Genomic DNA, 19,417 nt, shown 5'->3' with positions numbered 1-19,417 from the left:
GCAACGGAAGCCGTGGGCACGGCGCGCAAGCGCGCGCCGTTGCCCACCCTACGAGACTGTCTTACCCTCTCCCCTTGTGGGAGAGGGTGGCTTCGCTGAAAGCGAAGCCGGGTGAGGGGTCTCTATCCTCACGACCGGTTTTGCGGGTTGAGAGAGACCCCTCATCCGGCGCTTCGCGCCACCTTCTCCCACAAGGGGAGAAGGAAGAAGCAACCGCCCCGCACCTTACCTAGGCACTCGCTGCCCGTTGTTAGTGCTTGATCGCGTCCACCTCAGGTGTTCTGCTCAAAAATGCTGCTGGAGCATCGCACCCCGTGTCGATCTACGTCGCATTACACCACGTCACGCACTACAAATACGATCGCCCGATCGATGTCGGCCCGCAGACCATTCGCCTGCGGCCGGCGCCGCATACGCGCACGCCGATCATGAGCTATTCGCTCAAGGTCACGCCATCCAACCATTTCGTGAACTGGCAGCAGGATCCGCAGGGCAACTGGCTCGCCCGCTACGTCTTCCCGGAGAAGACGACCGAATTGAAGATCGAGGTCGACTTCACGGCGCAGATGACCGTGGTCAACCCGTTCGACTTCTTCGTCGAACCCTATGCCGACAGTTTTCCGTTCGACTATCCGAACGGCCTGAAGACCGAACTGGCGCCTTATCTGGAGACCATCAAGCCCGATCGCCTGTTTGCGAAATATCTCGATACGATCCCGCAGGACGCTCCGAACACCGTCAACTTCCTGGTTGAGCTCAATCGCGAGCTTCAGAAGAAGATCCGCTACATCATCCGCATGGAGCCCGGCGTGCAGACACCGGAGGAGACGCTCGCCTCGGGTGCCGGGTCATGCCGCGACTCGGCCTGGCTCCTGATCCAGACCTTCCGTCATCTCGGCCTCGCCGCGCGTTTCGTCTCCGGCTACCTCATCCAGATCCGTCCCGACATCGATCCGATCGAGGGACCGCCGGAAGTGGAGAACGACTTCACCGACCTGCACGCCTGGGCCGAGGTTTATCTGCCCGGCGCCGGCTGGATCGGTTTCGATGCGACCTCCGGCATGCTCGCGGGCGAGGGCCACATCCCGGTCGCCGCCACGCCGCATTATCGTTCAGCTGCGCCGATTTCCGGCAGCGCCGGCTTTGCCGAGGTCGAGTTCGCCTTCGATATGAGCGTCCGCCGCATCCGCGAGGCGCCGCGCATCACCAAGCCGTTCTCCGACGAATCCTGGGCGCGGCTCAACGATCTCGGCGAGCAGGTCGACGGCGATCTCGCCGCGCAGGACGTGCGGCTCACCATGGGCGGCGAGCCCACCTTCGTCTCGGTCGACGATCTCGAAGCTGCGGAGTGGAATACGGAGGCCGTCGGCCCGACCAAGCGCGCGCTGGGCGACGATTTGATCCGCCGCCTGCGCACGCGCTTCGCGTCCGGCGGCCTGCTGCATTATGGCCAGGGCAAATGGTATCCGGGCGAGAGCCTGCCGCGCTGGGCGTTTGGCCTGTACTGGCGCAAGGACGGGGTGCCGATCTGGAAGAACGCCGACCTCATCGCCAGGATCGGGAATCCGCGGCGCGCCGAGACGAAGGATGCCGAGGCCTTCATGGAGGGCACGGTGGCGCGGCTCGGGCTCGATCCCGGCTACATCATCCCGGCTTACGAGGACACCGCCTACTGGCTCCAGAAGGAAGCCGAGCTCCCCGTCAACGTCGATCCCTCCGACTCCAAATTGTCCGATCCGGAAGCGCGCGCGCGGATGGCGCGGGTGTTCGACGAGGGCCTCAACACGCCGCGCGGCTTCGTGCTGCCGGTGCAGCGCTGGAACGCGCCGCCGCGCTGGCGCAGCGAGCGTTGGGCTCTGCGGCGCAATCACCTGTTCCTGATGCCCGGCGATTCCCCGCTCGGCCTGCGCTTGCCGATCGGCTCGCTGGGCCACGTCCCGCCGAACCAATATCCGTACATCGTCGAGCAGGACCCGATGGAGCCGCGGGGCAAGCTCCCGGTGTTCACGCTTGCGGCGCGCTCGCAGTCGCCGCCGCGGATCGCGCCGGAGCAGCTCAACACGTCGGTCCCGGTCCGCACCGCGATGTCGGTCGAGATCCGCGATGGCGTTCTCTGCGCCTTCATGCCGCCGGTCGAGCGCATCGAAGACTATCTCGAGCTGATCGCGGCGCTCGAAGCCACGGCCGAGGAGATGCAGTTCCCCGTCCATGTCGAGGGCTATCCGCCGCCATTCGATCCGCGCATCGAGGTCATCAAGGTGACGCCGGATCCCGGTGTCATCGAGATCAACATCCAGCCGGCGAAGAGCTGGCGCGAGGCGGTCGACATCACCGCCGGCCTCTATGAGGACGCCGGGAAAGTTCGCCTCGGCGCCAACCGCTTCCTGGTCGACGGCCGCCACACCGGCACCGGCGGCGGCAACCACGTCGTTGTCGGCGGCTCCTCGCCGCAGGACTCGCCGTTCCTGCGCCGGCCCGACCTGCTCAAGAGTCTGGTCTTGTACTGGCAGCGGCATCCGTCGCTGTCCTACTTCTTCTCCGGCCTGTTCATCGGCCCGACCAGCCAGGCGCCGCGCATCGACGAAGCCCGCCACGACAGCATCTACGAGCTCGAAATCGCGCTCTCGCACGTGCCGCCGCCGGGCTACCAGACGCCGCTGTGGCTGGTCGACCGGCTGTTCCGGCATCTGCTCGTCGACATCACCGGCAATACCCACCGCGCCGAGATCTGCATCGACAAGCTCTATTCCCCGGAAGGCTCGACCGGCCGGCTCGGCCTCGTCGAATTCCGCGCGCTCGAGATGCCGCCCGATCCGCGCATGTCGCTGGCGCAGCAGCTCTTGATCCGCGCGTTGATCGCAAAGTTCTGGCGCGAGCCGCAGGCCGGCAAGTTCGTGCGCTGGGGCACGGCGCTGCACGACCGCTTCATGCTGCCGCATTTCATCTGGGAGGATTTTCTCGACGTTCTCACTGAGCTGAAGCAATCAGGCTATCCGTTCGAGCCGGAATGGTATCTGGCCCAGCTCGAATTCCGCTTCCCCGCTTTCGGCCGCGTCCATCATGGCGGCGTGACGCTGGAGCTACGCCAGGCGCTGGAGCCCTGGCACGTGCTGGGCGAGGAGGGCTCGGCCGGCGGCACCGTGCGCTATGTCGATTCATCGGTCGAGCGGCTTCAGGTCAAGGCGGAGGGTTTTGTCGAGGGCCGCCACATTGTCACCTGCAACGGCCGCCGCCTGCCGATGACCGCGACCGGCCGCTCGGCCGAGGCCGTGGCCGGCGTCCGCTTCAAGGCCTGGCAGCCGGCCTCCGGCCTGCACCCGACCATCCCGGTCCATGCGCCCCTGACCTTTGATCTCATTGATACCTGGAATGGCCGCTCCCTCGGTGGCTGCGTCTACCACGTCGCCCATCCCGGCGGCCGCAGCTACGACACCAAGCCGGTCAACACCTATGAGGCCGAGGCGCGGCGGCTGGCGCGCTTCCAGGACCACGGCCATACGCCGGGGCCGGTCCAGCCACCCCCCGAGGAACGCACAAATGAGTTTCCGCTGACCCTCGACTTGCGGACCCCGCTCCTGCAATGAGTATGATGGTGGGGCAGGGAGAGGCGCATGAGCGAGGGCGCAGCCGAGCAGGACAAGGCGGGTAAGGCGCAAGGCCAGCGTGAAGGCCAGCGTCGCCTTGCCCAATGGGTCCGCGACTATCGCCGCCTGCCCGGGATTCCCGACGAGTTCCTGGGGCCCGACGGCGCCCCGCGCGCGGTCTGGAGCCGATTCTTCGATGCCTTCGGCGCGCTCGCGCCCGACGAGATCGAGCGTCGCTTCGGCATGGCCGACCGCCATCTGCGCGAGGCCGGCGTCACCTACCGTGCGCCCGGCGACAGCGCCGACCGGCCGTGGTCGATCAGCCATCTGCCGCTCCTGATCGACGAGGCCGACTGGCAGCAGCTGTGCGCCGGCATCACCCAGCGTGCCGAGCTGCTCGAGCTGGTGCTGCGCGACATCTATGGCGAGGGCCGCCTCGTTGCGGAAGGCGCGCTGCCCGCGGCCGCGATCGCCGGTAGTCCCGAATATCTGCGTCCCGTCTGCGGCGTGCCGCCGCCGGGCGGGCGCTACCTGTCGATCTATGCCGCCGATGTCGGCCGCGGACCCGATGGCCGCTGGTGGGTGCTCGGCGACCGCACCCAGGCGCCGTCGGGCGCGGGCTACGCGCTGGAGAATCGCCTCGTGCTCTCGCGCGCCTTCTCCGACCTCTACAAGTCGATGAACGTGCCGCGCGTCGCGCCATTCTTCGAGGCGTTCCGCGACAGCCTGCGCGCGCGTGCCGACCGCGACGAGCCCAGGATCGGCGTGCTCACCCCGGGCAGCTTCAGCGAGACCTATTTCGAGCACGCGACGCTGGCGCGCTATCTCGGCTTCCTCTTGGTCGAGGGCGACGATCTCGCCGTCAGCGACAACCGCATCCACATCCGCACGGTCGCCGGGCTGAAGCGCCTCGACGTGCTGCTCCGCCGGGTCGATTCCAATTCGCTCGATCCGCTCGAGCTCGATGCCTCCTCGCATCTCGGTGTGCCCGGCCTGATCGACGTGCTGCGCAAGGACGGCGTCGTCGTCGCCAACATGCCGGGCTCGGGCGTGCTGGAGGCGCGGGCGCTGCTCGGCTTCCTGCCGGCGCTGAGCCGCCGCCTGCTTGGCGAAGAGCTGAAGATGCCGCACATCGCGACCTGGTGGTGCGGCCAGCGCAGCGCGCGCGAGGAGGTGCTGGCGCGGCTCGACGAGGTCGCGATCGAAGGCGCCTATCGGCGCGGCGTGCCCGGTTTCGACAGCGCGGGGCCGGTGCTCGCGAGCGAGCTGGATGCGAGCGACCGCCAGCGCCTGATCGGCGCCATCGCCGCGCGCGGCATGGATTATGTCGGCCAGGAGGTGGTGCGGCTGTCGACCATGCCGGTCTGGGAGCAGGGCCAGATCACGCCGCGTCCCTTCGTGCTGCGCGTGTTCGCAGCCGCCACGCGCGACGGCTGGGCCATCATGCCCGGCGGTTTCTGCCGGATCGCCGAGCAGCCGGATGCGCGCGCGGTGTCGATGGGCGACGGTGCGCGCGCCGCCGATGTCTGGGTGGTCTCCGACAAGCAGGTCTCGACCGCGACGCTGCTGCCGGCGACCGACAAGGTCCGCATCCGCCGCATCGCCGGCGTGCTGCCGAGCCGCGCCGCCGACAATCTGTTCTGGCTCGGCCGCTATCTCGAACGCGCCGAGGCGACGCTGCGGCTGGTGCGCGCTTTGGGCTCGCCGAGCGGGCCCAACAAGGGCACCGCGGCCTCGCTGCAATCGGGCGAACGCATCCAGCGCCTGCTGGTGGCCTGGGGCGCGATCTCGCAGACTTCGCGCGCCGCGCCCGGGCGGATCACCGCCGAAGCGTTGCAGAGCGCGGAACGTTTCGGCTCGGCGCTGTCGCTGGTGCGCGCGGCGCAGCGCACGGCGACCTCCTTGCGCGAGCGGCTGTCGCCCGATGCCTGGCAGGTCATCACCGAGATGGCCGAGCGCCTGGCCTACCAGGTCGAAGGCGACGACGGCGTGCTGAGTGCGGCCGAGCTGACCTTGCAGGAGCTCGCCAGCCTCGCAGGGTTGGCGCAGGAGAACATGAACCGCGCCGCCGGCTGGCGCTTTCTCGACATCGGCCGCCGCACCGAGCGCGCCATCAACACCACGCGCTTCACCCGCCAATTCGCCTATGACGAGGCCGGCGACGAGGATCTCGACATCCTGCTGACGCTGGTGGATTGCCAGATCACCTATCGCTCGCGCTATCTGCTGGCGCCGATCCTGGCGCCGGTGCGCGATCTTGCCGTGCTCGACGGCTACAATCCGCGTTCGGTGGCGTTCCAGGTGACGACGCTGAACGAGCACATCGCCGCGCTGCCCAGCCTGAAGGAGCACGGCCTGATCGAGAAGCCGCAGCGCCTTGCGGTGGCGATGCAGGCGATGCTGGCGACCGCGGAGGCCGAGAAGCTCGAGGTCAAGACACTGTTCGCGCTGGAGCAGGACCTGCTCAGCCTCGCCGATGCGATCGGTCAGCACTACTTCCCGCACGGCCCCAATGCCGCCCGGCCGGAAAAGCTGACGGGGCTGGCGTGATCTTCGACATCCGTCACGTCACCACCTACGAGTACGAGAATCCGGTCAGCTTCGCCCGCTGCACGCTGCGTCTGGAGCCGAAGAGCGGTGGCGGCCAGGAGCTGATCTCGCACAAGGTCGAGATCCGCCCGCGCCCCGCCGAGCGCAACGTCCGGCGCGACTTTTTTGGCACGCTGACCGAAAGCATCGTGATCGAAGCGGCGCATCGCAATTTGCGGATCGACTCGCGCTCGCGTGTCTCCGTGTCACGTAAGCCGCCGGCGCGCGATGCCGACAGTCCGAGCTGGGAGAGCATCCGCGACATCGCCTTCGAGGCGACCAGCCTCGGGCCGTCCTCGCCGGTCGGATATGTCTTCGCCAGCCCGCTGGTGCCGGTGCTGCGTCCGGTCAGCACCTATGCGGGGATGAGCTTTGCGCCGGGCGCGGGCATCCTCGAGGGCGCAGTCGATCTCATGCATCGCATTCGCACCGAGTTTCGCTACGACCCCAAGGCGACGGTGATCTCGACGCCGCTGAACGAGGTCTTCGACAAGCGACACGGCGTCTGCCAGGATTTTGCCCATGTGATGATCGCAGGGCTGCGCGGGCTCGGTCTGCCAGCGGCCTATGTCAGCGGCTACTTGCGCACCATTCCGCCGCCGGGGCAGGCCCGCCTGCAAGGCGCCGATGCCACCCATGCCTGGGTGTCGCTGTGGTGCGGGGCGGAGCTTGGCTGGGTCGATTTCGACCCGACCAACGATCTCTTGATTGCCAACGACCATATCGTGCTTGCGGTCGGACGCGACTTTTCCGACGTCTCGCCGGTCGACGGCATCATCGTCGGCTCACCCAAGCAGAAACTCGGCGTCGCCGTGGACGTGGTGATGGTGGAATAAACGCGCCTCGTCGGCCGGGCTCGCCACGCGGGCGTGCCGCGCCTTCGCCGCAACCGCGATCTTGCATAGCACAACGGTAACATATTTCCGTAATCGCGTTCCCGGGGGTTTGGTCACTCGGCCCAAGATGGTCTATGCTGGGTCGTTGCGTCGAGGACAAGAACGAGACTTCGGGAGCTGACATGGGACACCACCGGCACGCGGGGCTGCATCCATGATGACGTTGCCGAGACTGGCGGCTGAATCCCTGGAGAAGCTGCTGGGTACGTTTATGCGGCGTCGGTACGGCGAGACCGCTGCAAGCATGGTCGAGAGCGCAACCCGCACCGCGATGGAATGCATCGGTAACAGCGATGCACTTTACCACAATATCGAACATACGATGCTGGTGACGCTGGCGGGCCATTCGATCCTCAGTGGCCGAAATCTCCATACTCACCTGACGGCCGAGGACTACGTCCATGTCCTGATCGCCTGCCTCGCCCACGATATCGGCTATGTCCGCGGCCTGTTTGAGGAGGATGACATCGACGGCTTCGTCATCGATGCCGCCGACACCAAGATCTCGTTGCCGCGCGGTGCGTCGGACGCCAGCTTGATGATGTATCACGTCGACCGCTCGAAGCTCTATGTCTTGCGGCGGCTGCAGCACATTCCGGGTCTCGATCCTGAACGCATCGCCCGCGCTATCGAGGGAACGCGCTTTCCGGCCCAGGAAGGCCACGAGTATGACGTCGATGCCTCGATCCTGCGCGCCGCCGATTTCATCGGCCAGCTCGGCGATCCCAATTATCTGCGCAAGGCCAACGCGCTCTATTACGAATTCGAGGAGGTCGGCATCAATCGCCAGCTCGGCTACGATTCACCGGCCGACATCGTGAACCGCTATCCACAATTCTATTGGAACAGCGTCGCACCGCACATCCAGACCGAGATCGGTTACCTCAATAAGACCGAGATCGGCCGGCAATGGATCGCCAATCTCTACAGCAACGTCTTCCGCGCCGAGCGCGACATCTCGCTGTCCGGGCCGCAGCGGTAGACCTGTTGTAGCCCGGATGGAGCGCAGCGACATCCTGCATTCGCGGATGCTGGCGTTCCCGGATTGCGCTGCGCTCCATCCGGGCTACGAAATCCCCAACGCCGTGAAGCAACCATGCAACAAAAAACGATCACCACGGACGTCCTCGACATTGCCTATCGCGAATACGGCGCACCTGACGGCTGGCCCTGCATCCTGGGCCACGGCTTTCCCTATGACGTGAACGCCTATGCCGAGACCGCGCCGATCATTGCCGAGGCCGGCGCGCGCGTGCTGGTGCCCTGGCTGCGCGGCTACGGACCGACGCGGTTTCGCTTCCCGGATACGCCGCGCTCCGGCGAGCAGGCGGCGCTCGGCGCCGATCTGCTGGCCTTCATGGACGCGCTTCGTATCGAGCGCGCCGTCGTCGGCGGCTACGACTGGGGCGGGCGCGCGGCCTGCGTGATCTCGGCGCTCTATCCGGAGCGCGTGATCGCCCTCGTCTCCGGCAATTCCTACAACATCCAGAACATCGCCCGTTCCATGGAGCCGGCCTCGCCGCCGGAGGAAGCCGCGCTCTGGTATCAATATCTCTTTCACAATGAGCGCGGCCGCCGTGCGCTGGAGCGCAACCGGCGCGGCTTTGCCCGCCAGCTCTGGGCGATGTGGTCGCCGAAATGGGCGTTCGACGACACGACGTTCGAGCAGAGCGCGGTGTCGTTCGACAATCCTGACTTCGTCGACGTCGTGATCCACTCCTACCGCCACCGCTATGCGCTGGTCGCGGGCGATCCTGCTTATGTCGCGATCGAGGCGAAGCTCGCAGACCAGCCGCCGATCCGCGTCCCGACGATTGCGATCGACGGCGACAGCGACGGCGTCAATCCCGGCACCGCCCATCACGCCAGCAAGTTCGAGGGTCCATTCGAGCGGCGCGTCTTCACCGATGCCGGCCATAATCTGCCGCAGGAGCGGCCGGCCGAATGGGCGCAGGCGGTGGTCGAGGTCCGGAAAGCGGCCTCATAAAGCTCGTTTCTCGTCCGGCCGGCTGGCTTGTCTGCCGTCCCTCCGATTTTTCCTGATCCTGGGAACCTTTTGCGATTGCAGCCGTCCAAGCTGAGGAGCCGCTTCTGTATGCGGCTCGTTGCAGGGGAGGATCTCGATGAAGTCACAAGTGCGCAAGCTGGAACGTGTTGCGGTGGCGCAGGCGCCGGTCGAACGGCCTGACAGGCTCGAGGTCGAGCAGGCGATCCGCACCATGATCCGCTGGGCCGGCGACGATCCCGCGCGCGATGGTCTGCGTGAGACGCCGGACCGGGTCGCACGTGCCTTTGAGGAGTATTTTTCCGGCTATGCGCAGGACCCGACGGAAATCCTGCAAAAGACCTTCGAGGAGATCGAAGGCTATGACGAGATGATCGTCCTGCGCGGCGTTCGCTTCGAGAGCCATTGCGAGCACCACATGGCGCCGATCGTCGGCCGCGCCTGGGTCGCCTATATCCCGCAGGGCCGTGTCGTCGGCATCAGCAAGCTTGCGCGCGTGGTGGACATCTACGCCAAGCGCCTCCAGATCCAGGAGAAGATGACCGCACAGATCGCCAACACCATCAACGACGTGCTCAAGCCTGAAGGCGTCGGCGTCATCATCAAGGCGACGCATCACTGCATGACCACGCGCGGCGCGCACAAGCCCGGGACCGATCTCGTCACCAGCCGCATGCTCGGCGTGTTCCGCGACAATGCGCTGACGCGCCAGGAACTGTTGGGGCTCGCCAATTCGGACGATTGACCCGCGGCTGCTCAAGGAGACGGCGCCATGACCGAGAACAACAAGCCGAGCGGACCCGACCTGAGCAAAGGCGTGTCGCTGACCGCGTTCAGGGATGGCAAACTGCTCGGTCATGTCGGCGAGGAAGACGTCCTGCTGGTGCAGGCCGGCAGCGAGATTTTTGCGATCGAGCCGGCCTGCAGCCATTACCACGGGCCGCTCGCCGAGGGCCTGGTGGTGGGCGACACCATCCGCTGTCCCTGGCATCATGCCTGCTTCTCCTTGCGCACGGGCGAAGCCACCCGCCCGCCGGCGCTGAACGCGCTGGCGGTGTGGGAGGTCGCGCGCGATCGGGACAACATCATCGTTCGGCGCAAGCGCGAGGCGCCGAAGCCGTCGATCGCTCATCGCAACGCGCCGACGCCCGAGAAATTCGTCATCGTCGGCGGCGGTGCAGCCGGCTTCGCGGCCGCCGAGACGCTCCGGCGCGAGGGCTTTGCCGGCGCCATCACCATGCTCAGCGATGACGGCGCGATGCCGGTCGACCGGCCCAATCTCTCGAAGGATTATCTCGCGGGCAGCGCACCGGAGGACTGGTTGCCGCTGCGGGGCGAGGACTATTATCAGGACGCGGGCATCGATCTCAGGCTCAACACCGGCGTCTCCGCCATCGATGCGAAGACGCGCAACGTTACGCTCGGCAATGGCGACAAGCTACCCTTCGACCGGCTGCTGCTCGCGACCGGCGCCGAGCCGGTCAAACTGCAGATCCCGGGCGCCGACCAGCCGCATGTCCACACCTTGCGCTCCGTCGCCGACAGCCGCGCCATCATCAAGGCAGCGGGGAGTGCCAGGCGCGCTCTGGTCATCGGCGCCAGTTTCATCGGCCTCGAAGTCGCGGCGTCCCTGCGGGCGCGCAAGATCGAGGTGCACGTGGTCGCGCCGGAAGAGCGGCCGATGCAGAAGGTGCTTGGCTCCGAGATGGGCGACTTCGTCCGGTCGCTCCATGAAGAGAACGGCGTGATCTTTCACCTCAAGGACACGGTCGAAAAACTCGACGGCACCCGCGCCACGCTAAAGAGCGGAGCTGTCATCGAAGCCGACCTCGTCGTGGTCGGCATCGGCGTCAAGCCGCGCCTTGCGCTGGCCGAGCACGCCGGCCTTGCGGCGGATCGCGGTGTCAGCGTGAGCGAATATCTCGAAACCAGTGTCGCCGGCATTTTCGCGGCCGGCGACATCGCGCGCTGGCCCGATCCGCATTCCCGGCAAACCATCCGCGTCGAACATTGGGTCGTTGCCGAACGCCAGGGCCAGACCGCGGCGCGCAACATGCTCGGCAAGCGCGAGCGCTTCGACGCGGTGCCGTTCTTCTGGTCGCAGCACTACGACGTGCCGATCAACTATGTCGGCCACGCCGAGAGCTTTGACGAGATCGCGATCGACGGCAGCATCGGAGGCAAGGATTGCCTGTTGAAGTACCGCAAGGACGGCCGCGTGCTGGCGGTTGCGTCGATCTACCGCGATCTCGACAACCTCAAGGCCGAGCTCGAGATGGAGCGGTCCCGCGGCTGATGCGCCGCAGCCGATCTTGATTTGCGTCAATGTTACTGCCGGTACGGGTGTTCTGCTGGCTGTCGTCCCGGCACGGTGCGTGCTATTCTGGCGCGTGCCCCCGGGCTACGCAAGCAGGAGTGGCCGTCATGACCAGTGCTTCGGACACGTCACATCACCCAAGTCTCGGCTCCGGCATCGCGGCGCTGCATGCCAAATGGGGCTGGATCGTCGCGCTCGGCGTCGTCTATCTCATCGCCGGGTTCATTGCACTCGGCAGCATGGTGATGGCGACGGTGGCGAGCGTCATCGTGGTCGGCGCCATGATGATCGTCGCGGGCGTCACCGAGATCATCGGCGCGTTCCAGATGAAGAGCTGGGGCAAGTTCCTGATCTGGGCCCTGCTCGGCGTGCTCTACGTGATCGCGGGCTTCCTGACCTTCGAGAATCCGCTGTTCGCGGCGGTCCTGCTGACGTTGTTTCTCGGCGCCTCGCTGATCGCCTCGGGCGCCGTCAGGCTGTTTCTCGCCTTCAGCATGAAGCGCGAGAGCCCGTGGGTCTGGGTGGCGCTGTCGGCCGTCATCACGCTGCTGCTTGGCCTGCTGATCGTCGCACGCTGGCCGGTGAACAGCGTCTACATCCTCGGTCTGTTCCTCGGCATCGATTTGATCATGGCGGGAGCGGGCTGGATCAGCCTGGGCTTCAGCCTGAAGCGGCGCGGCTAAGCCATCAGCAACTCGACGCAAGACCATCTTGCGGAACTCCGCTGATCTGACGCGCTGGCAAAAAGCAGCACGCCGCGCGGCCGCCTCGCGCGGACGATGAGCACTGGGGAGAAACCATGAAAGCCGCCTTGGCCCTGGCCGCAGCGCTCGCTGCCGCCTGCCCGTCCACATCCGTCTCCGCGCAAAAATCCTACGGTCCCGGCGTCAGCGACACCGAGATCAAGATCGGCAACACCATGCCCTATAGCGGGCCGGCTTCGCCCCTCAGCATCACGGGCAGGGTCATCGCGGCCTATTTCGACGAGGTCAACGAGAAGGGCGGGGTTGCCGGCCGCAAGCTCAATTTGATCTCGCTGGACGACGCGTTCTCGCCGCCCAAGACCATGGAGGCGGCGCGGCGGCTGGTCGAAGGTGACGGCGTCGCCTTCATCTTCGCCACCATGGGCACGGCGCCAAGCTCGGCGATCGCAAAATATCTCAACAGCAACAAGGTACCGCAGCTGTTCCTGATCAGCTCGGCCTCGAAGTGGAACGATCCGGCCAACATGCCCTGGTCGATGGCGCTGCCCTGGGCGCCGAACTACACCAGCGAGGCTGCGATCGACGTCGCCTATGCCCGCGCCAAGAACCCGAATGCGCGCTTCGCCGTGCTCTATCAGAACGACGATGCCGGCAAGGAATACTTGCGCGGCGTCAAGGAGGCGCTCGGCGCTGACGCCGACAAGGCGATCGCGATGGCCTCGAGCTTCGAGGTCGCCGACCCCACCGTCGATTCCCAGGTGCTGACCCTGGCGAATACCAAGGCCGACGTCTTCATGATCTATTCGGTGACGCCGCGCGCCTGCGCGCAGGCGATCCGCAAGGCCCACGAGGTCGGCTGGCAGCCGACGCGCTTCCTCGCTAGCGGCTGCGCCAACAAGGCGACGGTGATGGTGCCGGCCGGACTCGAGGCCGGCAAAGGCGTGCTCTCGCTCGGCGCGCTCAAGCCGTTCGTCGAAGCGCCGAAGAACGACCCGGCGATGACGGCCTATATCGATTTCATGAAGAAGCGCCTGCCCAATGCCGACGTCAACAACGTCGCCGGCCTCTACGGCTACACCGTCGCCGAGGCGCTGGTGGTGCTGCTGAAGCAGTGCAAGGACAATCTGACGCGCGAGAACATCATGGCGCAGGCGGCGAACCTGAAGAGCGTGCCGCTGTCGCTGCTGATGCCCGGCATCACGCTGAACACCACCCCGCAGGATTTCCGCCCGATCAAGGATGGCTATATGCTGCAGTTCGACGGCAACGACTGGGTGGTCGCGAGCGAACTCTTGAAGGGGACGTGAGGGCAGGGCTCTCTCCGCGATCTCGGAATCGTAGGGTGGGCAAAGGCGCACTTGCGCCGTGCCCACGACCTGCTCAATACGGAAACAGGAACGTGGGCAGGCTTCCGCCTTCGCTCTTCGAGCTACGGCGGATGCTTTGCCCACCCTACGGGACCGACGCGAGCGTCGGCGAGCGGAGGATTGAAAATGAACTTCCAACACTCCGCCCGCTCGCTGGAGCTGCAGGACCGCATCCGGCAGTTCATGCGGACACATGTCGAGCCGGTCGAGGAGCTCTATTACGAGCAGGTCAAGCCGGAGGCCGCGCGCTACAAGACGCCGGCCGTGCTGCAGGAGCTGAAGCGGCTGGCGCGGGAGCAGGGGCTCTGGAACCTGTTTCTCTCCGGCGAGCACGGCCCCGGCCTCTCCAATCTCGACTATGCTCCGGTGAAGGAGATCATGGGCCGCATCCTCTGGGCGCCCGAAATCTTCAACTGCTCGGCGCCCGATGTCGGCAACATGGAGGTGCTCGCGAATTACGGCACGCCTGCACAGCAGGAGCGCTGGCTGAAGCCGCTGCTGGAGGGGCGCATCCGCTCGGGCTTCTCGATGACCGAGCCGCAGGTCGCCTCCAGCGACGCCACCAACATCCAGTGCGCCATCAAGCGCGACGGGGATGACTACGTCATCAACGGCCGCAAATGGTTCACATCGGGTGCGATGAACGAGGATTGCGAGATCCTGATCGTGATGGGCAAGACCGCGCCCGACGATCCCGACCGCCACCGCCAGCAATCCATGATCCTGGTGCCCAGGAACACGCCGGGCGTGCGCATCGTCCGCGATATGCTCACCTATGGCTATGACGACGCCCCTAGCGGTCATCCCGAGATCGTCTACGAGAACGTCCGCGTGCCCGTGGAGAACATCCTGCTCGGCGAGGGCCGCGGCTTCGAGATCGCGCAGGGGCGGCTCGGCCCCGGCCGCATCCACCATTGCATGCGGCTGATCGGCTGCGCCCAGCGTGCGCTCGAATTGATGTGCCAGCGATCAGTCTCCCGCGTGGCCTTCGGCAGGCCGATCGCCGAGCAGGGCTCGGTGCGGGAGGACATCGCAAACTCGTTCTGCGAGATCGCGCAGGCGCGGCTCCTGACGCTGCAAGCTGCCGACAAGATGGACCGCGAAGGCAACAAGGCCGCGCGCGACCTGATCGCCGCGGCCAAGATCGTGGTGCCCAGCATGGCCGCCCGCGTCATCGACCGCGCCATCCAGATCCACGGCGCCGCCGGCGTCTCGCAGGATACGTTCCTGGCGCGTGCCTATGTCTACGCCCGCTTCATCCGCATCGGCGACGGCCCGGACCAGGTGCATCTGGCCGCTGTCGGCAAGGAGCTGATCAAGCGCGGCGGGGTGATGGGATAGAGCACCAGCGCTTGATTCGTTGATGTGCGGCTTAGCGCTATTTTCAAGTGCGGCGGCGCGGCAAACTAGCCGCGTCTTCCTCGCGCTTCGTGATGGCGAAGTGCGTCGACGATCACCTTGAATGCAGCCGAGTTCTGCCGCGAGGTCGGATAATAGATATAGTAGCCGTCGAATTTCGGCGACCAGTCGTCGAGCACGATGACGAGCTCACCGGAACGGACGTGCCGTGTCACCATGTCCTCGGGGACATAGGCGATGCCGAAACCTTTGATGGCGGCGTCGATCATCGCCCGGGAATCGTTGAAGGTCAGTTGTCCCTCGACGCGTACCCGCAGGTCGGGACCGTTCCTGGCGAACTCCCACACGTAATGGCCGCCGGCGGCCGCGCGCCGCTTGATGCAGACGTGCTTGAGGAGGTCTTGCGGATGTCTTGGTTTCGGATGCTCCTTCAGATAGGCAGGCGAGGCGACCGCGACGAGCCGCCAGTCCGGACCGATGCGTACTGCGATCATGTCCTTCTCGACGCTTTCGCCGAGGCGGATGCCCGCATCGAAACCGTCTTCGACGATGTTGCGGAAGGCGGTGTCGAGGCTGAACTCGACCTTGAGGTCGGGGTATTTTTCCAAGACGGGCGACAGCTTCGGCCAGACGACCGTGTCCAGCGCATGGTCCGAGAGCGTGATCCGGATCGTGCCCGACGGCTTGTCACGCAGCGACATCAGCGCGGCGATATCGCGCTCGATCTCTTCGATGCGCGGCGCAACTGATTTTTGAAGGCGCTCGCCCGCCTCGGTCAGGCCGACGCTTCGGGTCGTGCGCGTGAGCAGCCGCAGCCCCATCTGCGATTCCAGGCGCTTGATCGTATGGCTGAGCGTCGATTGCACCACGCCCAGTTTCGCGGCGGCCTTCGTGAAGCTGCGCTCGCGGGCGACGGCCACGAAAGCCAGCAAATCGTTGAAATCCTGGCTCGCCATGGCCGCCACTATTCATGGCCCGTATCGATTAATGCAAGCAAATTATATCGGCTAATCGGCCGCCGCCTGGGACCCTAGATGTTGTCGTAAACGCGCGGGCTGGGGCTTCGTACCCCGCAGCCGCGTGGATCGCGGTCTTCGCGCTGTTGCTTGGTGTCTCGACGCGATGCGCCGCTTGTGTGTCGGCGGAGTCCGGCTTTGTGACTCGAAGGAAGAAAGCAATGAAAGCGACAATCCTCTACGGACCCGGCGATGTCCGTTACGAAACCGTCGACGATCCCAAAATCGTCCACCCGACCGACGCCATCATCAAGCTGTCGGCGACGTGCATCTGCGGCTCCGATCTCTGGCCATATCGCGGCCTGCAGCCGAGTGACGGCCCCGCGCATATGGGTCACGAATATTGCGGCGTGGTGGTCGAGATCGGCAGTGCGGTGCGGACCGTCAGGCCCGGCCAGTTCGTCGTCGGCTCGTTCTGCCTGTCGGACAATACTTGCCCGCATTGCAAGTTCGGCTTTCAATCGTCGTGCGAACAGCGCGAGTTCATGTCGGGCGCGCAGGCGCCTTACGCCCGTGTCCCCCTTGCGGATGGCACGCTCGTCGCGACCAGGGAGGTGCCGGGCAGCGATCTCATCCCGCATCTGCTCGCGACCTCCGACGTGCTCGGAACCGGCTGGTACGCGGCCGACGCTGCGAATGTGAAGCAGGGCTCCGTGGTCGCGGTGGTCGGTGACGGCGCGGTCGGCCTCATGGGCGTGCTTGCGGCGAAAGAGATGGGCGCCTCGCGCATCATCGCCATGAGCCGCCACAAGACGCGGCAGGATCTGGCCAAAGCGTTCGGCGCGACCGATATCGTCATGGAACGCGGCGCAGAAGGCATCGCGCGCGTCAAGGACCTGACCCGGGGCGTCGGCGCCGATTCGGTGCTCGAATGCGTCGGTACGCAGGAAGCGATGTCGCAGGCCCTCGAATGCGCGCGTCCCGGGGGCAGTATCGGATATGTCGGTGTTCCCCATGGTGTGACTTTCGACGGCCAGGCCCTGTTCTTCGGCCAGCGGCGCATGATGGGCGGTCCTGCCCCGGTGCGGCGGTTCTTGCCCGATCTCATGGACCGCGTCCTCAATGGACGCATACAGCCGGGCAGGGTGTTCGATCTCACGCTGCCGATCGATCAGGTCGCCGAAGGCTACAAGGCGATGGACCAGCGCCGCGCGATCAAGACGCTGCTGACGGTGTGACCGCGGAGCAGGGTGCTGTCTGTCGGGAGCGGCTTTTGCAGGCTCCCGATCGGCAGCCCGACGAGTCCAAAAGGAGATCGACATGAACATTTCATTCGAAGGCAAGGTCGCCTTGGTGACCGGCGCAGCTTCCGGTCTCGGCCTCGCGGCCGCGAAAGCTTTTGCGGAATCGGGGGCGTCTGTCGCGCTCGCGGACTGGAATGAGAATGCGGCGCGCGCTGCCGCCGACGAACTCAATGCTCGAGGTCACAAGGCGATCGGCATTCGTTGCAATGTGGCCGATGATGCCGAGGTCGAAGCCATGGTCTCAAGGACGGTCGAGACTTTCGGTCGACTCGATGCCGCCTACAACAACGCCGGCGTCCAGAATGTGCTCGCGGAGACAGCCGACACCACTCGCGAGGATTATGACCGTGTCATGGGGATCAATCTGCAGGGCATATGGAGCTGCATGAAGTTCGAATTGCAGCAGATTCGCAAGCAGGGCAGCGGCGCCATCGTCAATTGCTCGTCTCTCGGCGGCCTTGTCGGTGGTGCGGAACGCGGGATCTATCACGCCGCCAAGCATGGTATCCTTGGGTTCACCAAGAGCGCGGCGCTCGAATATGGAACGCGTGGTATCCGCGTCAATGCCATTTGCCCGGGATTGATATGGACGCCGATGGTGGACCGGATGGTGGCCGACGGGCAAGGCGATGCGCTCAAGGCCATGGAAAAAAGCATCCCGATGGGGCGGGTCGGACGTCCCGAGGAAATCGCGAATGCAGTTCTGTGGCTATGCAGCGATGCTGCGAGCTATGTGACCGGCCAGTCCATCTCGGTGGACGGCGGTTTCGTCATGCGTTGATCCACATGTTGAGCCGCCGAGTGCGTCAGATTGCGGGCCGAAGCGGTTTGAACGCGGCGCGTAGCTCCGCGGAAAAAAGCTCGGGCTGCTCCCAGGCCGCAAAATGACCGCCTTTGTCGACCTCATGGAAGTAGGTGAGGTTGCGATAGGCGCGCCGGGCCCACGTCTCCGGGGCTTGATAGCTCTCGCCGGGAAAGACAGTGATGGCCACCGGGAGCGAGATCTCCGCGGTCTTCTCGGGGGCGGCGAGAGCGGGACTGCGCCCGCTGTATTCCCAGTAAAGTCGCGCCGATGAAACCGCGCTGTTTGTCAGCCAGTAGAGCGTGATGTCGTCCAGTACCTCGTCGCGGGACTTCTCGGGGTCGGTGCCATCGTAATTCCAATGCGAGAAGCCTGGATGACCGAGCATCCAGGCCGCCAGTCCCACGGGAGAATCCGTCAAGCCGTAGCCGATCGTCTGCGGCCTTGTTCCCATCATCACCGCATACGATCGGTTGCCCATCCTGGCCGCCGCGCTGAATGCGTCAAACGCCGTGCGTTCCTTCTCGGACAGCCCCGCCGGGGCAGACCCGCCGGCGGCGAGGATCGCGGCGATTTCGGGCGGCACGATCGCCGGCAAATTGATGTGAATGCCGAGCAGGCCTGCCGGCGCCAGCCGCGCCATCGCGCTGGAGACGGGCGAACCCCAGTCGCCGCCCTGGGCGACGTAATGGGTGTAACCAAGTCGCTTCATGAGTTCTGCCCAGATGCGCGCGGTGTGCTCAGGACCCCAGCCGGTATCGAGCGGCTTGCCTGAGAATCCGTAGCCAGGCATCGAGGGGATCACCACGTCGAACGCGTCTTCAGGCCGCCCGCCATGGGCCGTTGGATCCGTGAGCGGATTGATCACCTTGAGCTGCTCGAAAACCGATCCCGGCCAGCCGTGGGTGATGATGACAGGGAGCGCATTGGGGTGCCTGGAGCGCACGTGAATGAAATGAATGTCGATCCCGTCGATAGCGGTGATGAATTGCGGAAGCCCGTTCATCCTGGCTTCGATCTTCCGCCAGTCGTACGCCGTCCCCCAATAGTGCATCAGCGGCTGGAGCTTCGCCAAGGGGATCCCCTGCGACTGATCGGAAACCGTCTCGCGGTCAGGCCATCGTGTCGCCAGCACACGACGTCGAAGCTCGACGAGATCGGCCTCGGGGACATCGATCCGGAAGGGGCGAATTGCGCTCGCGCCGGCAGCCGATGCTTGGTGCGCGGGAAACACGCTCGCGGAAATCGCTGCTGCAATTCCAAGCACGGCGGTGCTCAGAAGCGCGCGCCGATCTCTGTCAATGATGATCCCGGAATCGGATGACGAATTGGATGATACCGGCATGGGATGGCCTCCTGGCTTCGGGCGATCGGTGCCTGCGGGGCAGGACAGTCCTTCGTCTGTCCCTGCAACATGGCCTGGAAGCTCGCCAATGGCTCGTTAGGCGTTGTTAAATGCTGTGAGCTGTCGCGAACGCTCGGCGTGGCGAAGCGAGACAAGCTCAGCATGGCTGTCCATGTCCGCTCACAAGGG

At 65.5% G+C, this 19,417-nt stretch carries 14 protein-coding genes; 12 read left to right on the top strand and 2 right to left on the bottom strand.

Translation table 11 applies throughout. The features are described 5' to 3' along the window. Positions 1 to 314 precede the first annotated feature (314 nt). The 10 genes from GGD62_RS19250 (at position 315) to GGD62_RS19205 (ending at position 14,803) form a co-directional block, all read left to right on the top strand. Positions 315 to 3,584 carry a DUF2126 domain-containing protein gene (locus tag GGD62_RS19250; RefSeq protein WP_183709567.1) on the top strand — a complete coding sequence of 1,090 codons (3,270 nt, stop codon included), beginning with the start codon at positions 315 to 317 and terminating at the stop codon, positions 3,582 to 3,584. A gap of 27 nt (positions 3,585 to 3,611) precedes the next feature. Further along, complete coding sequence (locus tag GGD62_RS19245; RefSeq protein ID WP_183709565.1) at positions 3,612 to 6,134, top strand: circularly permuted type 2 ATP-grasp protein; 2,523 nt, start codon at positions 3,612 to 3,614, stop codon at positions 6,132 to 6,134. Further along, positions 6,131 to 7,009, top strand: coding sequence for a transglutaminase family protein (locus GGD62_RS19240; protein WP_183709563.1), 879 nt, complete (start codon positions 6,131 to 6,133; stop codon positions 7,007 to 7,009). The genes GGD62_RS19245 and GGD62_RS19240 overlap by 4 nt, the downstream gene beginning before the upstream one ends. 214 nt (positions 7,010 to 7,223) lie before the next feature. Continuing rightward, positions 7,224 to 8,051, top strand: a complete 828-nt coding sequence (locus GGD62_RS19235) for a hypothetical protein (protein WP_018315673.1) — start codon at positions 7,224 to 7,226, stop codon at positions 8,049 to 8,051. A 114-nt stretch (positions 8,052 to 8,165) separates the two neighbouring features. Further along, positions 8,166 to 9,056 carry an alpha/beta fold hydrolase gene (locus GGD62_RS19230; protein WP_183709561.1) on the top strand — a complete coding sequence of 297 codons (891 nt, stop codon included), beginning with the start codon at positions 8,166 to 8,168 and terminating at the stop codon, positions 9,054 to 9,056. Between the two features lie 136 nt (positions 9,057 to 9,192). Then, a complete protein-coding gene (gene folE, locus GGD62_RS19225) occupies positions 9,193 to 9,819 on the top strand; it encodes a GTP cyclohydrolase I FolE (protein WP_018315675.1) in 627 nt (208 codons plus the stop codon). A gap of 27 nt (positions 9,820 to 9,846) precedes the next feature. Beyond that, complete coding sequence (locus GGD62_RS19220) at positions 9,847 to 11,370, top strand: FAD-dependent oxidoreductase (protein WP_183709551.1); 1,524 nt, start codon at positions 9,847 to 9,849, stop codon at positions 11,368 to 11,370. Between the two features lie 128 nt (positions 11,371 to 11,498). Beyond that, the gene (locus GGD62_RS19215; protein ID WP_026201537.1) at positions 11,499 to 12,074 is read left to right on the top strand and encodes an HdeD family acid-resistance protein; all 576 of its coding nucleotides are present in this window, start codon (positions 11,499 to 11,501) and stop codon (positions 12,072 to 12,074) included. A 116-nt stretch (positions 12,075 to 12,190) separates the two neighbouring features. Continuing rightward, positions 12,191 to 13,402 carry an ABC transporter substrate-binding protein gene (locus GGD62_RS19210; RefSeq protein WP_183709549.1) on the top strand — a complete coding sequence of 404 codons (1,212 nt, stop codon included), beginning with the start codon at positions 12,191 to 12,193 and terminating at the stop codon, positions 13,400 to 13,402. Positions 13,403 to 13,588: 186 nt separating this feature from the next. Beyond that, positions 13,589 to 14,803, top strand: coding sequence for an acyl-CoA dehydrogenase family protein (locus GGD62_RS19205; protein WP_183709547.1), 1,215 nt, complete (start codon positions 13,589 to 13,591; stop codon positions 14,801 to 14,803). Positions 14,804 to 14,868: 65 nt separating this feature from the next. Here GGD62_RS19205 and GGD62_RS19200 read toward each other — a convergent pair whose 3' ends face one another. Then, complete coding sequence (locus GGD62_RS19200; RefSeq protein ID WP_179733929.1) at positions 14,869 to 15,777, bottom strand: LysR family transcriptional regulator; 909 nt, start codon at positions 15,775 to 15,777, stop codon at positions 14,869 to 14,871. Positions 15,778 to 15,998: 221 nt separating this feature from the next. Between GGD62_RS19200 and GGD62_RS19195 the strand changes: the two genes are divergently transcribed. Continuing rightward, a complete protein-coding gene (locus GGD62_RS19195) occupies positions 15,999 to 17,015 on the top strand; it encodes a zinc-dependent alcohol dehydrogenase family protein (RefSeq protein WP_183709545.1) in 1,017 nt (338 codons plus the stop codon). 82 nt (positions 17,016 to 17,097) lie between these two features. Next, positions 17,098 to 17,862: an SDR family NAD(P)-dependent oxidoreductase gene (locus GGD62_RS19190; protein WP_018315682.1), complete on the top strand. Its 765-nt coding sequence runs from the start codon at positions 17,098 to 17,100 to the stop codon at positions 17,860 to 17,862. Between the two features lie 25 nt (positions 17,863 to 17,887). On the opposite strand, the gene GGD62_RS19185 is transcribed toward GGD62_RS19190, so the two are convergent. Further along, the gene (locus GGD62_RS19185) at positions 17,888 to 19,228 is read right to left on the bottom strand and encodes an epoxide hydrolase family protein (protein WP_183709543.1); all 1,341 of its coding nucleotides are present in this window, start codon (positions 19,226 to 19,228) and stop codon (positions 17,888 to 17,890) included. Between the last annotated feature and the right edge of the window lie 189 nt (positions 19,229 to 19,417).

The sequence above is a fragment of the Bradyrhizobium sp. ERR14 genome, assembly GCF_014198235.1.
Classification (GTDB): Bacteria; Pseudomonadota; Alphaproteobacteria; order Rhizobiales; family Xanthobacteraceae; genus Bradyrhizobium.
This window is presented reverse-complemented; position numbering and strand designations above follow the sequence as displayed.

Coding starts and splice junctions, on each gene's coding strand:
- GGD62_RS19245 (WP_183709565.1), top strand. CDS start 3,612: ATGAGCGAGGGCGCAGCCGAGCAGGACAAGGCGGGTAAGGCGCAAGGC.
- GGD62_RS19235 (WP_018315673.1), top strand. CDS start 7,224: ATGATGACGTTGCCGAGACTGGCGGCTGAATCCCTGGAGAAGCTGCTG.
- GGD62_RS19230 (WP_183709561.1), top strand. CDS start 8,166: ATGCAACAAAAAACGATCACCACGGACGTCCTCGACATTGCCTATCGC.
- folE (WP_018315675.1), top strand. CDS start 9,193: ATGAAGTCACAAGTGCGCAAGCTGGAACGTGTTGCGGTGGCGCAGGCG.
- GGD62_RS19220 (WP_183709551.1), top strand. CDS start 9,847: ATGACCGAGAACAACAAGCCGAGCGGACCCGACCTGAGCAAAGGCGTG.
- GGD62_RS19215 (WP_026201537.1), top strand. CDS start 11,499: ATGACCAGTGCTTCGGACACGTCACATCACCCAAGTCTCGGCTCCGGC.
- GGD62_RS19210 (WP_183709549.1), top strand. CDS start 12,191: ATGAAAGCCGCCTTGGCCCTGGCCGCAGCGCTCGCTGCCGCCTGCCCG.
- GGD62_RS19205 (WP_183709547.1), top strand. CDS start 13,589: ATGAACTTCCAACACTCCGCCCGCTCGCTGGAGCTGCAGGACCGCATC.
- GGD62_RS19200 (WP_179733929.1), bottom strand. CDS start 15,777: ATGGCGAGCCAGGATTTCAACGATTTGCTGGCTTTCGTGGCCGTCGCC.
- GGD62_RS19195 (WP_183709545.1), top strand. CDS start 15,999: ATGAAAGCGACAATCCTCTACGGACCCGGCGATGTCCGTTACGAAACC.
- GGD62_RS19190 (WP_018315682.1), top strand. CDS start 17,098: ATGAACATTTCATTCGAAGGCAAGGTCGCCTTGGTGACCGGCGCAGCT.
- GGD62_RS19185 (WP_183709543.1), bottom strand. CDS start 19,228: ATGCCGGTATCATCCAATTCGTCATCCGATTCCGGGATCATCATTGAC.